Source organism: Pseudomonas sp. B20 (genome assembly GCF_020515755.1).
GTDB lineage: Bacteria > Pseudomonadota > Gammaproteobacteria > Pseudomonadales > Pseudomonadaceae > Aquipseudomonas > Aquipseudomonas syringae.
In genome coordinates, this window is record NZ_JAHPJG010000021.1 from 71,743 (window position 1) to 89,232 (window position 17,490).

Annotated in this window: 20 protein-coding genes; 10 read left to right on the top strand and 10 right to left on the bottom strand. The window is 59.5% G+C overall.

Annotation, left to right across the window (positions count from 1 at the left end):
- Positions 1 to 39 precede the first annotated feature (39 nt).
- The gene (locus LIX91_RS20010; RefSeq protein ID WP_226489027.1) at positions 40 to 966 is read right to left on the bottom strand and encodes a choline ABC transporter substrate-binding protein; all 927 of its coding nucleotides are present in this window, start codon (positions 964 to 966) and stop codon (positions 40 to 42) included.
- 36 nt (positions 967 to 1,002) lie between these two features.
- Positions 1,003 to 2,508 (bottom strand): choline-sulfatase, encoded by a 1,506-nt coding sequence (betC, locus tag LIX91_RS20015; protein ID WP_032702505.1) that lies wholly within the window; start codon positions 2,506 to 2,508, stop codon positions 1,003 to 1,005.
- Between the two features lie 114 nt (positions 2,509 to 2,622).
- Between betC and LIX91_RS20020 the strand changes: the two genes are divergently transcribed.
- The gene (locus LIX91_RS20020) at positions 2,623 to 3,573 is read left to right on the top strand and encodes a choline sulfate utilization transcriptional regulator (RefSeq protein ID WP_046235664.1); all 951 of its coding nucleotides are present in this window, start codon (positions 2,623 to 2,625) and stop codon (positions 3,571 to 3,573) included.
- Between the two features lie 144 nt (positions 3,574 to 3,717).
- A complete protein-coding gene (locus LIX91_RS20025) occupies positions 3,718 to 4,542 on the top strand; it encodes an alpha/beta fold hydrolase (RefSeq protein ID WP_226489028.1) in 825 nt (274 codons plus the stop codon).
- Between the two features lie 337 nt (positions 4,543 to 4,879).
- Here the strand turns inward: LIX91_RS20025 and LIX91_RS20030 are convergent, their stop codons facing one another.
- The 3 genes from LIX91_RS20030 to trpB form a co-directional block, all read right to left on the bottom strand.
- Complete coding sequence (locus LIX91_RS20030) at positions 4,880 to 5,410, bottom strand: anti-virulence regulator CigR family protein (RefSeq protein WP_003413804.1); 531 nt, start codon at positions 5,408 to 5,410, stop codon at positions 4,880 to 4,882.
- Between the two features lie 125 nt (positions 5,411 to 5,535).
- Positions 5,536 to 6,345 carry a tryptophan synthase subunit alpha gene (gene trpA, locus LIX91_RS20035; RefSeq protein WP_003318459.1) on the bottom strand — a complete coding sequence of 270 codons (810 nt, stop codon included), beginning with the start codon at positions 6,343 to 6,345 and terminating at the stop codon, positions 5,536 to 5,538.
- Positions 6,342 to 7,571 carry a tryptophan synthase subunit beta gene (gene trpB / locus LIX91_RS20040; RefSeq protein WP_003318458.1) on the bottom strand — a complete coding sequence of 410 codons (1,230 nt, stop codon included), beginning with the start codon at positions 7,569 to 7,571 and terminating at the stop codon, positions 6,342 to 6,344. The genes trpA and trpB overlap by 4 nt, the downstream gene beginning before the upstream one ends.
- Before the next feature lie 79 nt (positions 7,572 to 7,650).
- Between trpB and LIX91_RS20045 the strand changes: the two genes are divergently transcribed.
- A complete protein-coding gene (locus tag LIX91_RS20045) occupies positions 7,651 to 8,607 on the top strand; it encodes a LysR family transcriptional regulator (protein WP_317135437.1) in 957 nt (318 codons plus the stop codon).
- Here LIX91_RS20045 and LIX91_RS20050 read toward each other — a convergent pair whose 3' ends face one another.
- Positions 8,608 to 8,934 carry a YqjD family protein gene (locus LIX91_RS20050; protein ID WP_003318456.1) on the bottom strand — a complete coding sequence of 109 codons (327 nt, stop codon included), beginning with the start codon at positions 8,932 to 8,934 and terminating at the stop codon, positions 8,608 to 8,610. It abuts the gene before it with no gap.
- 165 nt (positions 8,935 to 9,099) lie between these two features.
- Between LIX91_RS20050 and LIX91_RS20055 the strand changes: the two genes are divergently transcribed.
- Both LIX91_RS20055 and LIX91_RS20060 read left to right on the top strand, forming a co-directional pair.
- The gene (locus LIX91_RS20055; RefSeq protein ID WP_003318455.1) at positions 9,100 to 9,315 is read left to right on the top strand and encodes a dodecin; all 216 of its coding nucleotides are present in this window, start codon (positions 9,100 to 9,102) and stop codon (positions 9,313 to 9,315) included.
- 145 nt (positions 9,316 to 9,460) lie between these two features.
- Positions 9,461 to 9,685 (top strand): DUF1161 domain-containing protein, encoded by a 225-nt coding sequence (locus LIX91_RS20060; protein ID WP_003318454.1) that lies wholly within the window; start codon positions 9,461 to 9,463, stop codon positions 9,683 to 9,685.
- Between the two features lie 137 nt (positions 9,686 to 9,822).
- Here LIX91_RS20060 and LIX91_RS20065 read toward each other — a convergent pair whose 3' ends face one another.
- Entirely contained in the window at positions 9,823 to 10,824 is a 1,002-nt protein-coding gene (locus LIX91_RS20065) for an LLM class flavin-dependent oxidoreductase (protein WP_003413807.1), read from the bottom strand.
- 212 nt (positions 10,825 to 11,036) lie between these two features.
- On the opposite strand from LIX91_RS20065, the gene LIX91_RS20070 reads away from it, so the two are divergent.
- Entirely contained in the window at positions 11,037 to 11,468 is a 432-nt protein-coding gene (locus tag LIX91_RS20070) for an OsmC family protein (protein WP_029571825.1), read from the top strand.
- A gap of 118 nt (positions 11,469 to 11,586) precedes the next feature.
- Entirely contained in the window at positions 11,587 to 11,820 is a 234-nt protein-coding gene (locus tag LIX91_RS20075) for a DUF1161 domain-containing protein (protein ID WP_226489030.1), read from the top strand.
- On the opposite strand, the gene LIX91_RS20080 is transcribed toward LIX91_RS20075, so the two are convergent.
- Both LIX91_RS20080 and LIX91_RS20085 read right to left on the bottom strand, forming a co-directional pair.
- Positions 11,821 to 12,186 (bottom strand): hypothetical protein, encoded by a 366-nt coding sequence (locus LIX91_RS20080; RefSeq protein ID WP_004408777.1) that lies wholly within the window; start codon positions 12,184 to 12,186, stop codon positions 11,821 to 11,823.
- Between the two features lie 85 nt (positions 12,187 to 12,271).
- Positions 12,272 to 12,940, bottom strand: coding sequence for a hypothetical protein (locus LIX91_RS20085; RefSeq protein ID WP_226489044.1), 669 nt, complete (start codon positions 12,938 to 12,940; stop codon positions 12,272 to 12,274).
- A 288-nt stretch (positions 12,941 to 13,228) separates the two neighbouring features.
- Between LIX91_RS20085 and LIX91_RS20090 the strand changes: the two genes are divergently transcribed.
- Entirely contained in the window at positions 13,229 to 14,284 is a 1,056-nt protein-coding gene (locus tag LIX91_RS20090) for an aminopeptidase (protein WP_226489031.1), read from the top strand.
- Positions 14,285 to 14,455: 171 nt separating this feature from the next.
- On the opposite strand, the gene LIX91_RS20095 is transcribed toward LIX91_RS20090, so the two are convergent.
- Positions 14,456 to 15,001 carry a gamma carbonic anhydrase family protein gene (locus LIX91_RS20095; RefSeq protein ID WP_003413811.1) on the bottom strand — a complete coding sequence of 182 codons (546 nt, stop codon included), beginning with the start codon at positions 14,999 to 15,001 and terminating at the stop codon, positions 14,456 to 14,458.
- A gap of 76 nt (positions 15,002 to 15,077) precedes the next feature.
- On the opposite strand from LIX91_RS20095, the gene prlC reads away from it, so the two are divergent.
- Positions 15,078 to 17,165 (top strand): oligopeptidase A, encoded by a 2,088-nt coding sequence (prlC, locus tag LIX91_RS20100; protein ID WP_226489032.1) that lies wholly within the window; start codon positions 15,078 to 15,080, stop codon positions 17,163 to 17,165.
- Positions 17,162 to 17,449, top strand: a complete 288-nt coding sequence (locus LIX91_RS20105) for a YheV family putative zinc ribbon protein (RefSeq protein ID WP_032697465.1) — start codon at positions 17,162 to 17,164, stop codon at positions 17,447 to 17,449. Before prlC ends, LIX91_RS20105 begins: the two co-directional genes overlap by 4 nt.
- Positions 17,450 to 17,490 lie beyond the last annotated feature (41 nt).

Sequence of the window (17,490 nt, forward strand, 5' to 3'; positions counted from 1 at the left end):
CACAGACCTTCGCCACGCAGCGCACTCAAGGCTTTACGCCTACAACCTGGCCTTCACCGTCGCCAGACCGTCCTTGCCATCAACGGTCTGTACACCCTCCAGCCACTTGTCCAGCACCGCCGGGTTGGCCTTGATCCAGGCCTTCGCCGCCTCGCTGTTGCTGACCTTCTTGTTGACCACCTCGGCCATGATGCTGTTTTCCATGTCCAGGGTGAAGCTCAGATTGGTCAGCAGCTTGCCGACGTTCGGGCAGGCTTGAGCATAACCCTTGCGGGTCAGGGTGAAGACCGAGCCGGTGTCGCCGAAATATTTCTCGCCGCCCTTGAGGTAGTGCATGCCCTTGATCTGCACGTTCATCGGGTGCGGCGTCCAGCCGAGGAACACCACAAAGGCCTTTTTCTTCACGTTGCGATTGACCTCGGCCAGCATCGCGGTCTCGCTGGATTCCACCAGTTTCCATTTGCCCAGATCGAATTCGTTTTTCTTGATGATCTCCTGCAACGACAGGTTGGCAGGTGCGCCGGAACCGATGCCGTAGATCTTCTTGTCGAACTTGTCAGCGAATTTATTCAGGTCGGCAAAGTTATGCACACCCGCTTCCCAGACGTAATCCGGCACGGCCAGGGTGAATTCGGTGCCCTCCAGGTTTTTCGCCAGTTGCGTCACATCACCGGTGGCCACGAACTTGTCGTAAAAGCCCTGCTGCGCCGGCATCCAGTTACCCAGAAACAAATCGAGCTTGCCGTCTTTCAAACCGCCATAGGCAATCGGCACGGCCAGGGTATCGACCTTGGGCGTGTAGCCCAGGCCCTCGAGTACCACGCTGGTAATAGCGTTGGTGGCCGCAATGTCACTCCAGCCGGGATCGGCCATCTTCACGGTACTGCAACTGGCGTCCTCTGCCTGCGCTGCAAGGCTGCCGAGGGTCATGACCGCGACCGCAACGGCTGTGGATAACTTCTTCATTGATGTACCCCTTTGGTTTTTTTGGTGTGGGCAGGGTCAAGGTTGCGGAAAACGTGCCTTGCGCTCCAGATCGTCCAGATCAATGTGGTTGCGCATGTACTGCTGACTGGCGTCGACCAGTGGCTGGTGATCCCAACTCTTCAGCTTGCCGGTTGCCAGCGATTTGGCGACGAAGCGCCTTCTGCGCTGGCTGGCGAGCACCTGTTGGTGTATCGCCGGGATGTCCCACTTGGCCCGAGCTTCGGCCAGGAATTCAGTGAACAGCTTTTCATGGGTGGGTGACTGGCTCAGGTCCTTCTGCTCTTTCGGGTCCTTCTTCACATCGAACAGCAGGCACGGGTCCTGTTCCGAATAGATGAATTTGTACGCGCCACGACGGATCATCATCAGCGGGCTGGTGGTGCCTTCGGCCATGTACTCGCCGAAGACCTCATCGTGCCCGCCCTTGCGTTTCAAATGCGGCATCAGCGAGCGTCCGTCCAATGGCAAACCGGCGTCCAGTTTGCCTTTGGCCATTTCGACGAAGGTCGGCAGCAAGTCGGCAGTCGACACCGAAGCGCTGACCCTTCCCGGCTTGAATTGCCCCGGCGCGTACACCACCAGCGGCACGCGCGAGGCCATTTCGAACCAGTGCATTTTGTACCAGAGGCCCTTCTCGCCCAGCATGTCGCCGTGATCGCCGGAGAACACCACGATGGTGTCTTCCGCCAGCCCGACTTCATCGAGCGTCTGCATCAGCTTGCCGACGTTGAGGTCAATGTAGCTGCACGCACCGAAGTAGGCGCGGCGCGCATCACGAATCTTGTCGGTCGGCATGGGCTTGTCCCACAGGTCGTAGACCTTGAGCAGCCGCTGCGAATGCGGGTCCAGCGCGGCCTGATTGGCGTGCGGCGGCGGCATCGGGATCTCTTCGTCGGCGTACAGGTCCCAGAACGGCATGGGAATGGTGTACGGATCATGAGGATGAGTCATGGAAACGGTCAGGCAGAACGGCGCATCACCGTCCTGGCGCACGTGGTCGTACAGATACTGCTGGGACTTGAACAGCACTTCTTCATCGAAATCCAGCTGGTTGGTGCGAATGCACGGACCGGCCTGCAACACCGATGACATGTTGTGATACCAGCTTGGCCGCACGTCCGGCTCGTCCCAATTGACCGACCAGCCGTAGTCGGCCGGGTAGATGTCACTGGTCAGACGTTCTTCGTAGCCGTGCAGTTGATCCGGTCCGCAGAAATGCATTTTGCCTGCGAGGGCGGTCTTGTAACCCAGCGCACGCAGGTAATGGGCATAGGTGGGGATGTCGGCCGGGAAGTCGGCTGCGTTGTCGTACGCGCCGATCCTGCTCGGCAACTGGCCGCTGACCAGGGTGAAGCGCGACGGTGCGCATAGCGGGCTGTTGCAATACGCCGAGTCGAACACTACGCCGTTGGCAGCCATGCGGCTCAGGTTCGGCATCAGAATCGGGGACCGGGCGTAAAACGGCAACATTGGCGCGGCCATTTGATCGGCCATGATGAACAGAATATTTTTGCGCTTCATGTAATCGCTGCGTCCCATTGTGAAAAGTTATGCGAAAGTGCCGGGTATGAGAATGGAGTCCATACGTTTCAGGGTAAAGCCCATACACAGCAATGCCTAGGATAAGCTCAGCTAATGTTTGAATCTTTCGGCGATGTGTCACTTGACCTGCTGCGTGCCTTTGAGGTCGCGGCGCGCTTGCGCAGCTTCACCGCGGCAGCCCTCGAACTGGGCACGACACAGCCCGCTGTCAGCCAGCAGATCAAGCGCCTCGAAGAGCAACTCGCTACACGCCTGTTCGACCGCATCTACCGTGGCATCGAATTGACCGACGCCGGTGAAGTGTTGTTCAGCCATGTGCAGGCCGGACTGCAATCCATCGACAGCGGATTGATAGCGATCACCGAACACCACCAGCACGAAGTGCTTCAAGTGGCGACCGACTTCGCCTTCGCCGCCTACTGGCTGATGCCGCGTCTGCATCGTTTCCACAAGGTCAACCCGGACGTGGACGTCAGCCTGGTCACCAGCGAGCGTACCCACAGCATGTTACGCGCCGACATCGACGTTGCCGTGCTGTTCGGTGACGGGCGCTTCAAACAGGGCGAAAGCCACTGGCTGTTCAGCGAAGAGGTTTTCCCGGTGTGCAGCCCGCAATTGCTCGCCGGGCGCCAGACGCCGCTGCCCAACGATGCGCTGCGCGACTTTCCACTCCTGCACCTGCGTGGCGAAAGCATCAACCACTGGTTCGACTGGGCGGGCGTATTCCGCGCGCTGGACATCCCCCAGGTCCCCGCGCCCGGCCAGTTGCGCTTCGACAACTACACCCTGCTGATCCAGGCGGCCATCGGCGGACAAGGCATCGCCATCGGCTGGCGTCACCTGGTCGACGACCTGCTCGATCAGGGCCTGCTCTGTCGCCCAATCGCCGGCGCGGCGATTTCAGGTCAGGGCTATTACGTGGTCCTGCCGCAGCGCAAACGCCGCGTGCAGATCGTTCAGCAGTTCGTGGACTGGCTGGCCAGCGAGCAGGCGTTGAGCGGGGTTTCGCTGGCGGGTAGGCCATTGCCGTCGATTGCGGTGTAATATTGCCGCGCTGAAAAGTGACCACTCGGTCCATCACCGCGCGCACATCAACAAAATGGTCACGTATACGCTTCAACCTCATGAGCTGCCTGCCATGGGCGATTGAACCGAATGCTGAAAGACCAGAACATAGGATCATCAGAAATGCCGGATCTACTCATCGACGGTAAGACACTTCACTATTCCGACCAGGGCACGGGCCCGGTGGTATTGCTCGGTCACAGCTATCTCTGGGACAAGGCGATGTGGAGTGCGCAGATTGATACCCTGGCCAGCCAGTATCGGGTGATCGTGCCGGATCTGTGGGGTCATGGCGATTCCAGCGGGTTTCCTGAGGGCACGCGCAATCTCGATGACCTGGCGCGGCATGCGCTGGCGCTGCTGGATCATTTGAATATCGAGCGTTGCAGCATCGTCGGGCTGTCGGTCGGCGGTATGTGGGGCGCAATCGCTGCGCTGCTCGCACCAGAGCGCATCACCGGGCTGGTGCTGATGGATACCTATCTGGGCAAAGAGACCGAGGCCAAGAAAGCCTACTATTTCTCGTTGCTCGACAAGCTGGAAGACGTCGGGAGCTTTCCTGAGCCGCTGCTGGATATCGTTGTACCGATCTTCTTCCGCCCCGGGATTGATCCGCAGTCGCCTGTGTACACGTCGTTTCGTACAGCGCTTGCCGGCATGAATGCCGAGCAGTTGCGTCAGTCCGTGGTACCACTGGGAAGGATGATTTTTGGTCGTGATGACCGGCTCGGGTTGATCGAGCAACTGAATGCCGACACCACGCTGGTGATGTGTGGCGATGCAGACATCCCGCGCCCGCCCGAGGAGACGCGTGAAATGGCGAACCTGATCGGCTGCCCCTACTTGCTGGTGCCTGAGGCCGGGCATATCGCCAATCTGGAAAATCCGGATTTTGTGTCAGGGGCGCTGATGACGTTTTTGGCGCGGGTTAACCAGAAGCAGGGTTGAGCTGAGCCGCGCTTCAGGGACGGATGCAGACCCTCCGGAGCGGCGCTACCACGCTGTAGTGCTCACTTTTATACACAGAACCGGGAATGCAGCGCTTTCAGGCTTCTGCCCGAAGGGCGTGGGAGCGAACTTGTTCGCGAAGACGGTATTTCAGACGATGCATTTTCGGTGATTATACTGGCCCTTTCGCGAACAAGCGAAGCGTCGCCCGGTTCGCTTCCACGGCCTTCGGCCAGAATCAAAAGCGGACTTGTGTATAACGATGAGGAATGCCTTGCGTGACGCCCCGTGTCACACATTTGCGCGTCGCCGCTCATTCAAGGACGTCAGCACCCCATCAATTCAACACACCATCCAGAATCGCGTACACAATCCCCGAACCCACGGCGATCAGCACGACGTCGGTGCCCAGGCGGCGCCATTCGTAGCCGTCATAATGTGGCAGGTATTGCAGCGAGCGGCTGTCCAGGCGTTTGCCGTAACCAGGTGGCAACGGACGGCCCTTGGCGATGTGTACGCCCGGCGGCAGTGGCTGGCCCCGGCCGATGACGTCGCGGTGTTGCTGGAAGGTCTCGCGTACCGGGCCGAAATCCTGCGGTGGGCGGTTGCCGCCGCGGTTGTCCTGATGCGCCTGTCTGCCTGGCTGGTTGGCCGGGCCTTTGTCGGGACCCCTGCCATTGTCATTGCCCGGTCCACGGTCATTGCCACGCTCGTTATGCCCGCCATTGTTCTGCGGCCCCGGCTGTTGAACGCCACGGTTGTCGTCCGGGCCATCACCACGCTGATCAGGTGGTGCAGCTTGCAGCAGCGGACTGGCGCTGATCATCAAGATACCCAGTCCGGTGATAAAACGGTTTGGCAGTTTCATGGTGCTTCCTCGGCTTCACGCGATGCAGCAAAAAGGGGTTCATGACGTTGGTCATGAACCCCTTGTGTCTTGCTACATAGAGCCGCCGCTCAGGCTTTGATTCCTCTGTATCAGAAACTTTACCCTCAGCGACGAGCGCTACGTACGCCCTCGGCCAGTGCCGCGCACAGCGTCAGTACGCCGTCGATGGCGTGCTCCGGCGACTCGGCGCTGGCGATCTTGTCGACGAAGGCCGAGCCCACGACCACGCCGTCTGCCAGACGCGCAATCGCCGCGGCCTGCTCGGGGGTGCGGATACCGAAACCGACGCTGATCGGCAGATCGGTGTGGCGGCGCAAGCGAGCGATGGCTTCAGTGACGTGCTCGGTGGTGGCCGAGCCAGCACCGGTCACACCGGCAACCGACACGTAGTAGACGAACCCGGAGCTACGCTCCAGCACACGCGGCAGACGCGCATCGTCGGTGGTCGGCGTGGTCAGACGGATGAAGTCGATGCCGGACGCCTGTGCAGGCGTCGCCAGCTCGGCGTCGTGCTCGGGTGGCAGGTCAACGATGATCAGACCGTCAACGCCTGCTTCTTTTGCCTGCGCCACGAAGGCTTCGACGCCAAAGCGGTGGATAGGGTTGTAGTAACCCATCAGCACAATCGGTGTGGTTTGATCGTCGACACGGAATTCGCTGACCATCTGCAGGGTTTTCTGCAAGGTCTGGCCAGCGTCCAGAGCACGCAGGGTCGCCAGCTGAATCGCCACGCCGTCGGCCATCGGATCGGTGAACGGCATACCCAGCTCGATCACGTCAGCACCCGCCGCAGGCAGGCCCTTCAGGACTTTCAGCGAAGTGTCGTAGCCAGGGTCACCGGCGGTGATGAAGGTGACCAGCGCCGCACGACCTTCGGTTTTAAGCTGGGCGAAACGATGTTCTAGACGGCTCATACCAGCTGCTCCTGAGTGTGTTCGGCGGCGGCCATGTGGTTCATGACGGTTTGCATGTCTTTGTCACCGCGCCCGGACAGGCACACGACCATCAGGTGATCGTCGCGCAGGTTGGTCGCACGCTTCATGGCTTCGGCCAGGGCGTGAGCGGTTTCCAGCGCCGGGATAATGCCTTCGAGCAGGCAGCACTGATGGAAAGCGTCCAGCGCTTCATCATCGGTGATGCTGACGTACTCGACGCGCTTCACTTCGTGCAGGAATGCGTGTTCCGGGCCTATGCCCGGGTAGTCCAGACCGGCAGAGATCGAGTGCGCATCGGTGATTTGTCCGTCGCCGTCCTGCAGCAGGTAGGTACGGTTGCCGTGCAGCACGCCCGGTACGCCGCCGTTCAGGCTGGCCGCGTGCTTGTCGGTGCTGACGCCGTGACCGCCCGCTTCAACGCCGATGATTTCCACGCTGGCGTCATCCAGGAACGGATGGAACAGGCCCATGGCGTTGGAACCGCCGCCGACACAGGCGACCAGGCTGTCCGGCAGACGACCTTCCTTCTCCAGCATCTGCTCTTTGGTTTCCTTGCCGATGATGGCCTGGAAATCACGGACCATCGCCGGGTAAGGGTGCGGGCCTGCCACGGTGCCGATCAGGTAGAAGGTGTCTTCAACGTTGGTCACCCAGTCACGCAGCGCTTCGTTCATCGCATCTTTCAGGGTGCCGGTGCCGGAAGTGACCGGAACGATTTCAGCGCCCAGCAGCCTCATGCGGAACACGTTGGCCTGCTGACGCTCGATGTCGGTAGCACCCATGTAGATCACACAAGGCAGGCCGAAACGTGCAGCAACCGTAGCAGTGGCAACGCCGTGCATGCCGGCGCCGGTTTCTGCGATCAGGCGTTTTTTGCCCATGCGCTTGGCCAGCAGCACCTGGCCGATGCAGTTGTTGATCTTGTGCGCGCCGGTGTGATTGAGCTCTTCGCGCTTGAAGTAGATCTTCGCGCCGCCGCAGAACTCGGTCAGGCGCTCGGCGAAGTACAGCGGGTTCGGACGGCCCACGTAATCGCGCTGAAAGTAGGCCATTTCTTTGATGAATTCCGGGTCGACCTTGGCGGCTTCGTACTCGCGGTTGAGGTCGAGCACCAGCGGCATCAGGGTTTCAGCCACGTAGCGGCCGCCGAATGAGCCGAACAGGCCGTTGGCGTCGGGGCCGCTGCGGAAATTGGTCTGGGTCATGAAGTGCTCCAGTTGCAGTATTGGGCGAATAGGTTGAGCCGTATTGGCAATGGGTCCACTTTAACCAGCGCAAGGCCGGATGAAAACCGATAAGATCGCTGCAACCTGTCAGGAAAACTCACAGATCATGAGCCGCGACCTCCCTCCCCTCAATGCATTGCGCGCCTTTGAAAGCACCGCCCGGCTTGGCAGTGTCAGTCAGGCGGCTGAACAGTTGAACGTGACGCATGGCGCTGTCAGTCGCCAATTGAAAGTGCTTGAAGAGCACCTGGGTGTAAGCCTGTTCAGCAAGGACGGACGAGGCTTGAAACTCACAGATGCAGGTATTCGCCTACGCGATGTCAGCGGCGAGGCGTTCGACCGGCTGCGCGGCGTGTGCGCAGAGTTGAGCAAGGGCAGCGCAGATGCACCGTTCGTGCTGGGGTGCTCGGGGAGCCTGCTGGCGCGCTGGTTTATCCCGCGCTTGAGCCGCCTGAATGCCGAGCTGCCGGACCTGCGTCTGCACTTGTCGGCAGGCGAAGGTGATCTTGACCCGCGTCGGCCAGGGCTTGATGCCCTGTTGATCTTTGCCGAGCCGCCGTGGCCTGCAGACATGCAGGTATTCGAACTGGCAAGCGAGCGGATCGGACCGGTGTTGAGCCCACGCTTCGCGCGATTCGAGCGGCTGTGCGATGCACCTGTCGAGGCGTTGCTGGAAGAATCATTGCTGCAAACCACATCGCGTCCGCAGGCGTGGCCAAGCTGGGCGCAGCAGAACGGTATCGACCCGCAGTCATTGCATTACGGGCAGGGTTTCGAGCATTTGTATTATTTGCTGGAGGCGGCCGTGGCGGGCCTTGGCATCGCGATTGCGCCGGAACCTCTGGTCATCGATGACCTGAAAGCCGGTCGCCTGGCTGCGCCTTGGGGGTTCAGTGAAACCCCGGCGCAGCTGGCGCTTTGGGTACCCAGACGTGCGGCCGATGGACGGGCGCAGCAGCTTGCTCAGTGGTTAAAAAATGAGCTGAAGCGGTCCGGGGAACCGATCAGAAACTGATCAGTTACCGCGCTTGAACAGCATGTAGGCAGCGATCAGGCCGATGGCACCTACCGCAACGCCAGCGGTGGTCCAAGGGTGTTCCTGAGCGTAGTCACGGGTTGCCAGTGCGTTTTCGCGTGTTTTCTCTTTGACGTCTTCGTAGACATCGCTGAGCAGGCTGCGCGAGTGGCTCAGCGCGCTTTCAGCGTTGGCTTTCAGATTCTTCAGAGTCTTGCGCGACTCGTCGGTAGCATCGGCTTTCAGGCCCTCGAGGGACTTCAGAAGGCTCTCGATTTCAGCTTCCATACTCTGCAACGAGGCTTTGCGAAGTGACGTAGTAGCCATGGTGTTTCTCCTGCAATGATGAGTGGGCGTGTTGTTTCGGACTCCGGGCTTTTTGGAAAGTGCGATGGGATTTTTGCAAAGGTCTGAACTTTTGCGCGCCTTCCCCTGACAGAAGCAGGGAGCGCGCTCTATATCGCGTCTTTTTCAGACCTCAGGAGAACTGCCATGTCGGATCATCACACGTACAAGAAAGTTGAAATCGTAGGCTCTTCCACGACCACCATCGAAGACGCCATCAACAATGCCCTGGCCGAAGCCAGCAAAAGCCTCGACCTGATGGAATGGTTCGAAGTGACTGAAACCCGCGGCCATATCGAAAACGGCAAAGTCGCGCACTTCCAGGTGACGTTGAAAGTGGGCTTCCGCATCACCAACAGCTGAGGGTGATCTGAACCTTTCGGCTGGCCGATTGCCATAACTTGCGCTACACGCAGATGTGGCCACGCGTTCGCTGTGTGAGCGTGGGGATTTCAATGGGCGCCTGTTCCGATGGCGTCTTCATTTGGCCGTACGAGAGGGATTACCCATGAAGAAGTTTTTGTTGGCTGTAGGCTTGCTGAGCATTGCAGGCACTGCTCTCGCGGCAGGCAAGCCATGTGAAGAGTTGAAAAGTGAACTCGATGCCAGACTCCAGGCGAAGGGCGTAACGTCCTACACGCTGGAAGTGGTCGAGAAAGGCAGCGCAGCCGACAAGCAAGTGGTCGGCACCTGCGAAGGCGGCACCAAGGAAATCGTTTACCAGCGCGGTTGATTGCCAACCGGGCCCGGCTCAGGCCGGTTCGCCCGGTTAATCCCGTTTGCAGGTTTCACGAACAGAATCGCCCCGGACTGTCATCCAGTCCGGGGCGATTCTGTGTGTGGCTGGTTTTTTTCGATTCGGAAAATCGCTTAGCCGTGTGCGACCTGCGCGAGGATCTCGTAAGACCGCAGTCGATCCTCGTGCTCGTACATGTCGCAGGTGAAGATCAACTCATCGGCGTCGGTCTGCTCGAGCAGCACGTCCAGCTTGGCGCGGATCTTGTCCGGGCCGCCCACCATCGCCAGCCCGAGGAAGCTTGCTACGGCCTCACGCTCGTGTGGCAACCACAGACCGTCCATCGATTCGACAGGCGGACGCTGCATCAGGCTGTGCCCACGCATCAGCGCCAGAATGCGCTGATAGACCGATGTCGCCAGGTATTCGGCATGCTCGTCCGTGTCGGCTGCCGACAGGGGCACGCCGAGCATCACGTAAGGCTTGTCGAGCACTTCCGATGGCTGGAAGTGATTGCGATACACGCGAATCGCCTCGTGCATGTAACGCGGTGCAAAGTGCGAGGCGAAGGCATACGGCAAGCCGCGCATGCCTGCCAGCTGGGCGCTGAACAGGCTCGAGCCGAGCAGCCAGATCGGCACGTTGGTATTTGAACCGGGTACGGCGATCACTTTTTGATCAGGCGTGCGCGGGCCCAAATATTCCATCAGCTCGGTGACATCGTCCGGAAAGTCATCGGCACTGCCGGAGCGCTCGCGGCGCAAGGCACGCGCAGTCATCTGGTCGGAGCCCGGTGCGCGGCCCAGCCCCAGGTCGATGCGGCCGGGATACAGGCTGGCCAGGGTGCCGAACTGCTCGGCAATCACCAGCGGCGCGTGGTTGGGCAGCATGATCCCGCCCGACCCGACACGAATGGTCGACGTGCCGCCTGCCAGGTAGGCGAGCAGCACCGCGGTCGCTGAACTGGCGATGCCGTCCATGTTGTGGTGCTCGGCCACCCAGAAGCGGTTGTAACCGAGCTTTTCGACATGCTGGGCGAGGTTGAGCGAGTTGCGCAGCGATTCGGCGGGCCCTTTGTCGTGGCGTACCGGCACCAGATCAAGGGTGGAAATTTTTACATCTGCCAGACGTTTCATAGGCCGGGGTAGCTCCTCGAATTGTGATGGGCCGGCTGCTGGAGCTGCCCACGATGAAACAGCAGTGCGGGCGCAAGTCCGGCTTTTCAATGGGGCAGTGTAGAAAAACCTACTGAAACGGTAGGTCTTTCCGACGGTTGAACTTTCCAGAGCCGTCTATCCTCAGAATGCTGTAACAGCAACGATCCAAATTCATTCCAAAAGGAGCCACCATGAGCATCGTCAAGAAAGCATCCGCCCACTGGGAAGGTGATCTGAAAAGCGGTATCGGCAGCATCTCCACGGAAACCGGCGTGTTGCGCGAAGCACCTTACGGCTTCAAGGCACGTTTTGAAGGCGGCAAAGGCACCAACCCGGAAGAACTGATCGGTGCAGCCCACGCAGGCTGTTTCTCCATGGCCTTGTCCATGATCCTCGGAGACGCAGGCCTCAAGGCTGAAAGCATCGATACTCAGGCTGAGGTGTCGCTGGATCAGGTAGAAGGCGGTTTCGCGATCAGCGCTGTGCATTTGACCCTCAAGGCCAAAGTGCCAGGCGCCACCCAGGATCAGTTCGACGAACTGACCAAAAAGGCCAAAGAAGGCTGCCCGGTTTCCAAGGTACTGAACGCCAAGATTACCCTGGATGCGACATTGCTGAGCTGATTCACAGCCAGCCTTGCGGGGGCGCCTTGTGCGCTCCTGTATCTGCTGTATAAAGCTGGCTTGCTTCATCGGTCATGCGTTGGTTGACGCATGGTTTGATTATGATCAGGAGTCGAGCATGAAACGTTTTATTCTGGCAGCGACCTGCACCCTGCTGGCAACCAGCGCCTTGGCGGCACCGAAATCCTGCGAACAGCTCAAGGCTGAAATCGAAGCCAAGATCCAGGCCAACAACGTCACGTCCTACACGCTGGAAATCGTTAAAAACGACGAGGCCACCGATCCAGGCATGATCGTCGGCAGTTGCGACAACGGTACGAAAAAGATTATCTATCAGCTCAACGGACGCTGATCAGATGCAGTGCACCCCGCCCTCTTCTTCCTCCTCGGCCACCACCTTGCGCTCTGCATCGTAAAGCCAGGCATCGACACTGTTCGCCAGTGAGCGTACCTCCAGCACATAACGCTGCCCGGCAGCGAAGTGGTCGTAACGAACACTGACGTAACAGGTGATCTCGGTGTACTCATCGCCGATCATCCCCATGCCGCCCGAGCGGTACTCATAGTCATAACGCACCTGCAACTCATGGCTGCCCGGCGTGACCTGAAAGTAGCGCCCGTCATAAGTGTTCTTGCCATCGAGCTTGTCGCCCATGATCAACTGGCCGGTGATGGTGCGCATGTCGACCCACGCCATGTCCGGATTGACGGCAGGCAAGGGACCGGCACATCCGGCGAGGGTGGCCAGAGTGAATGCGGTTATCAGTATCAAAAGACGGTTTGGCACCGAGGTGTACCTCTGTTTAAAAAGGTTTAGTGGCAACCGTTGACATGACCTGCTGTTGGCCATTCATCCAGTCTGCAGAAACTGCGCAGCGTGTTTCGGTCAAGCGTTGGATAACGGCAAAATCGCTTCTCAGGTTTCGTGAAAAGATTGGCTCATGATGAGCAATTCGATTTCGAAGCAACCGGATTTGTTCGAGATCAGCCGCGATCTTTGCTCGGTGGGCAGATACAGTGAAGCACTTTTCGAGGTTTGGAAAAAAGCGGTACAGATAAGGAGCCCAGATACGGCCTTCAAACCGTTTTGTGAACATTTTTTCCCAAAAGACGAATTTCAACTCTGCGATAACTGCGCCGGTTGTGCCACATTTCTGTATGGCTCTTGCAAGCTCTTGTTTTGGCTTGAAAACCGGACCTGTAACATTGGGCAAACTCTGCTCGAAGCCGGGACTCCAAGGCCACTCGGGGCCGTAAACCGAAGCGATTGCGTCTGCAACACCGTTACGAACAATCACCTCGCACAGGTGTAGAGGTGTAAGGAACGCTGCAGAGACGAGGGCGTTCCAGGCATACAAGGTGACGGCCTCATCAAGACCCCGGCCCACCGCGCGCGCTGCGTTTTCATACGTCGAAATCCGGGCAGAAGAAATGGATAATCTGATTGCCTTTGCGACCTCTAAAGCTGACATTGACGACAACTGCAAATCTCCCTATAGTCTGCCCACTTGCCGAGGGCCTAGCTGGCTTATGCCTCCCCCCACGGACAGATGATATAGCAATACCTAAAGCCCACCTGCACGGTGGGTTTTCTGTTTGTGTCTAATGAAAATAGCTTTTTACGCGGGCGCACAGCCTGGTACGTTCCAGCTCGTCCTTGGTTTGAGTCTCCATACCCTTCAATCCTCATAACAGTTGCACATCCCCACTCCCCTCCTGCATAACATCACCGTACTCAAGCCACCAAAGCCCTTCCCTTCATGGCCACATTCTCCCTGCCACGCCTTCGCCACCTGCTAACGCTGATGGCCGTCACGCTGCTTGCCGGCTGCTCCAGCGTTTCCTACTACGGCCAGTTGGCTCAAGGGCAGTGGCAGTTGCTGCAGGCACGCGAGCCGGTGGAGAAGATCGTGGCTGATCCGACTCGGGATGCGGGTTTGCGCGAGCATCTGGCCCGTTCGCAGTTGGCGCGCACGTTTGCCAGTGAGCATTTGCATCTGCCGGAAAACAAGAGTTACCGCCTGTATGCGAATCTGGGCCGCCCTTATGTGGTGTGGAATGTGTTCGCGACGGATGAGTTCTCGCTGGAGCCGGTCACGCATTGTTTTCCGATTGCAGGGTGTGTCGCGTATCGCGGTTATTACAGCCCTGGCGGGGCGCGTGGCGAGGCGGCGTTGCAGCGCCAGGCGGGCAAGGATGTGTATTTGAGTGGCGTGGAAGCCTATTCGACGCTGGGTTGGTTCAATGATCCGATTCTCAGTTCGATGATGGGCTGGGGTGACGAGCGTCTGGCCACGCTGATTTTTCATGAGTTGGCGCATCAGCGTTTTTATGTGAAGGACGACACCGAGTTCAACGAGTCCTACGCCAGTTTCGTCGAGCAGGAAGGTACGCGGCAATGGCGTGCGACGCGGGGATTACCGCCGGAGAGTGTTTCGCAGTCGGCGCGGCGTGATCAGTTTACCCGGTTGGTGCTCGACACCCGGGAGCGACTCAAGGCGCTTTATCGTCAGCCGCTGTCGGCCGAGGTGATGCGCGCGCGCAAGGCTGAAGCATTCGAGCGGATGCGCCGTGACTATCGGGCGTTGCGGGATGAGCAGTGGGCTGGCGACAAGCGTTTCGATGCCTGGATCAACAGCCCGATGAACAACGCCAAACTGCTGCCTTTTGGTCTTTACGATCAATGGGTGCCAGCGTTCGAGGCGTTGTTCAGGCAGGTGAATGGCGACTGGCAGGCGTTTTATCGCGCTGTGGAGACGTTGGGCGCGATGCCGGTCGAGGCGCGCAAGGCGGCGCTGCGGGCGTTGATGCCTTGAAGCTCCTGTGAGAGCGAGCTTGCTCGCGAAGAGGTCGGTACAGCGCCCACACAAAGGGCGTTTGAACCGCGGTCTTCGCGAACAAGCGAAGCGTCGCCCCGGCTCGCTCCTACGGCCTTCGGCCAGAATTGAAGGCCGACTGAGTGTAGAGCGCAGTATTAATAGCGGGCCTCAACCCTTATCAAACCCCTCAGCCAGGTGCTGATCCTTGAGCTTCACGTAATTAGTCGCGCTGTACGGGAAGAAGGCGATTTCCTTTTCGGTGAGTGCGCGCACCTGTTTGACCGGGCGACCGACGTACAAAAAGCCGCTTTCCAGCACTTTGCCCGGCGGCACCAGGCTGCCGGCGCCGATGATCACCTGGTCTTCGACAACCGCGCCATCCATGATGGTGGTGCCCATGCCGACCAGGATGCGATTGCCGATTGTGCAGCCGTGCAGCATGGCCTTGTGACCGATGGTCACTTCATCGCCGATCAGCAGCGGAAAACCGTCCGGGTTGAAGGGGCCGGCGTGGGTGATGTGCAGCACGCTGCCGTCCTGCACGCTGGTGCGGGCGCCGATGCGGATGCGGTGCATGTCGCCGCGTACCACGGTCAGCGGCCAGACGGAGCTGTCGGCGCCGATTTCGACGTCACCGATAACCACCGCTGAATGATCGACAAAGGCCCGTTCGCCGAGGGCTGGGGTGTGCTCCTGAAACTTGCGAATGGCCACGATAGGCTCCTTCTTTGGCAGTGATAGGCGTGTAGAGCGGGTTTGGTTGCTGCGGTCGGCGTCGATTGTAATTAAGATGGCTGAGTGTTTCTTCAAGGCAAGGTGCAAAACCGTGAGCGCGAACAACCCTCTTCTGCAATCGTACGACCTGCCACCCTTTTCGGCGATTCGTGCCGAGCATGTCAAACCTGCTATCGAACAGATCCTGGCGGATAACCGTGCCGCGATTGCCGACATCCTCGCCAAACAGGGTTCGACACCGACCTGGGCCGGGCTGGTGCTGACCATGGACGAGCTGAACGACCGCCTGGGCGCTGCCTGGAGCCCCGTCAGCCACCTCAATGCCGTGTGCAACAGCGCCGAACTGCGCGAAGCGTATGAATCGTGCCTGCCGGCCTTGAGCGCCTACTCCACCGAGATGGGCCAGAACCGCGCGCTGTTCCAGGCCTATGAAGCCCTGGCCAATGGCCCCGAGGCCGCCAGTTTCGACGTTGGCCAGAAGACCATTCTGGAGCAGTCGCTGCGTGACTTCCGCCTGTCCGGTATCGATCTGCCGCCCGAGCAGCAGAAGCGTTACGCCGAAGTGCAGAGCAAACTGTCGGAGCTGGGCAGCCAGTTTTCCAACCAGCTGCTCGATGCCACTCAGGCCTGGACCAAGCTGGTCGCCGATGAGTCCGCCCTCGCCGGCCTGACCGATTCTGCCAAACAGCAGATGGCCGCCGCTGCCAAGGCAAAGGATCTGGAAGGCTATCTGATCACGCTGGAATTCCCGAGCTACTACGCGGTGATGACCTACGCCGAAGACCGCGCATTGCGCGAGGAAGTCTATGCGGCGTACGCCACCCGCGCGTCGGATCAAGGCCCGAATGCGGGCAAGAACGACAACACGCCGGTCATGGAGCAGATCCTCGACCTGCGTCAGGAACTCGCGCAATTGCTCGGCTATGCCAACTACGCCGAGCTGAGCCTGGCGACCAAGATGGCCGAGTCCAGCGATCAGGTGCTGAGCTTCCTGCGTGACCTGGCCAAGCGCAGCAAGCCTTTTGCTGCCCAGGATCTGGAGCAGCTCAAGGCTTATGCCGCCGAACAGGGCTGCCCGGATCTGCAAAGCTGGGACAGCGGTTTCTACGGCGAGAAGCTGCGCGAGCAGCGCTACAGCGTTTCCCAGGAAATCCTGCGTGCCTACTTCCCTGTCGATAAGGTGCTCGACGGTCTGTTCACCATCGTTCAACGCCTGTACGGCATCGAGATTGCCGAGCAGAAAGGCTTCGACACCTGGCACCCGGATGTTCGTCTGTTCGAGATCAAGGAAAACGGTCAGCACGTCGGGCGCTTCTTCTTCGATTTGTATGCCCGCGCCAACAAGCGTGGTGGTGCCTGGATGGACGGCGCGCGTGACCGTCGCCGTACGGCGCAAGGCACGTTGCAGAGCCCGGTGGCCAATCTGGTGTGTAACTTCACACCTGCTGTTGCCGGCAAGCCTGCGCTGCTGACCCACGACGAAGTCACCACGCTGTTCCACGAATTCGGTCATGGCCTGCATCACCTGCTGACCCGCGTCGAGCATGCCGGTGTATCCGGTATCAATGGCGTGGCCTGGGACGCCGTCGAGTTGCCGAGCCAGTTCATGGAAAACTGGTGCTGGGAGCCCGAAGGCCTGGCGCTGATCTCCGGTCATTACGAAACCGGCGAGCCACTGCCGCAGGATCTGCTGGAGAAGATGCTCGCTGCCAAGAACTTTCAGTCCGGCCTGATGATGGTGCGTCAGCTGGAGTTCTCGATGTTCGATTTCGAGCTGCACGCCACTCACGGTGATGGCCGCAGCGTGCTTGAGGTTCTGGAAGGCGTTCGTGATGAAGTCTCGGTGATGCGTCCGCCTGCCTACAACCGCTTCCCGAACAGCTTCGCGCACATCTTCGCAGGCGGTTACGCAGCCGGTTATTACAGCTACAAGTGGGCTGAAGTGCTGTCCGCCGATGCGTTCTCGAAATTCGAGGAAGATGGCGTGCTCAACGCTGAAACCGGACGCGCCTTCCGCGAAGCCATTCTGGCACGTGGCGGTTCGCAGGCACCGATGGTGCTGTTCGTCGACTTCCGCGGACGCGAGCCGTCGATTGACGCATTGTTGCGTCACAGTGGCTTGAGTGAGGACGCGGCAGCATGACCGATACACCGGTAGTCATTACCAAGAAACGCTTTATCGCCGGGGCGGTTTGCCCGGCGTGTAGCGAGCCTGACAAACTGATGATGTGGAACGAAAACGACGTGCCGCATCGCGAGTGCGTGAGTTGCGGCTACAGCGATACGCTCAACGAGCAGGGTATTTCGATACCGAAGGAGTTGGGTACGCGGGTCAACAAGGCGTTGGTCAAACCGGCTGATCCCAAGGTTCAGGGTGTGCAGTTCTTCCCGAACCCGAAGTTGAAGAAGCCGGTTGATCTGGGGTGACTTCAATACGAGCCAACGTGTTCAGGGGCGCACAAGCGCCC

Coding starts and splice junctions, on each gene's coding strand:
- LIX91_RS20085 (WP_226489044.1), bottom strand. CDS start 12,940: ATGTCAGCTTTAGAGGTCGCAAAGGCAATCAGATTATCCATTTCTTCT.
- betC (WP_032702505.1), bottom strand. CDS start 2,508: ATGAAGCGCAAAAATATTCTGTTCATCATGGCCGATCAAATGGCCGCG.
- trpB (WP_003318458.1), bottom strand. CDS start 7,571: ATGACCCAGACCAATTTCCGCAGCGGCCCCGACGCCAACGGCCTGTTC.
- LIX91_RS20065 (WP_003413807.1), bottom strand. CDS start 10,824: ATGAAACGTCTGGCAGATGTAAAAATTTCCACCCTTGATCTGGTGCCG.
- LIX91_RS20050 (WP_003318456.1), bottom strand. CDS start 8,934: ATGGCTACTACGTCACTTCGCAAAGCCTCGTTGCAGAGTATGGAAGCT.
- trpA (WP_003318459.1), bottom strand. CDS start 6,345: ATGAGCCGTCTAGAACATCGTTTCGCCCAGCTTAAAACCGAAGGTCGT.
- LIX91_RS20105 (WP_032697465.1), top strand. CDS start 17,162: ATGACCGATACACCGGTAGTCATTACCAAGAAACGCTTTATCGCCGGG.
- LIX91_RS20075 (WP_226489030.1), top strand. CDS start 11,587: ATGAAACGTTTTATTCTGGCAGCGACCTGCACCCTGCTGGCAACCAGC.
- LIX91_RS20055 (WP_003318455.1), top strand. CDS start 9,100: ATGTCGGATCATCACACGTACAAGAAAGTTGAAATCGTAGGCTCTTCC.
- LIX91_RS20045 (WP_317135437.1), top strand. CDS start 7,651: ATGAAAACCGATAAGATCGCTGCAACCTGTCAGGAAAACTCACAGATC.
- prlC (WP_226489032.1), top strand. CDS start 15,078: ATGGCTGAGTGTTTCTTCAAGGCAAGGTGCAAAACCGTGAGCGCGAAC.
- LIX91_RS20090 (WP_226489031.1), top strand. CDS start 13,229: ATGGCCACATTCTCCCTGCCACGCCTTCGCCACCTGCTAACGCTGATG.
- LIX91_RS20010 (WP_226489027.1), bottom strand. CDS start 966: ATGAAGAAGTTATCCACAGCCGTTGCGGTCGCGGTCATGACCCTCGGC.
- LIX91_RS20030 (WP_003413804.1), bottom strand. CDS start 5,410: ATGAAACTGCCAAACCGTTTTATCACCGGACTGGGTATCTTGATGATC.
- LIX91_RS20025 (WP_226489028.1), top strand. CDS start 3,718: ATGCCGGATCTACTCATCGACGGTAAGACACTTCACTATTCCGACCAG.
- LIX91_RS20060 (WP_003318454.1), top strand. CDS start 9,461: ATGAAGAAGTTTTTGTTGGCTGTAGGCTTGCTGAGCATTGCAGGCACT.
- LIX91_RS20020 (WP_046235664.1), top strand. CDS start 2,623: ATGTTTGAATCTTTCGGCGATGTGTCACTTGACCTGCTGCGTGCCTTT.
- LIX91_RS20070 (WP_029571825.1), top strand. CDS start 11,037: ATGAGCATCGTCAAGAAAGCATCCGCCCACTGGGAAGGTGATCTGAAA.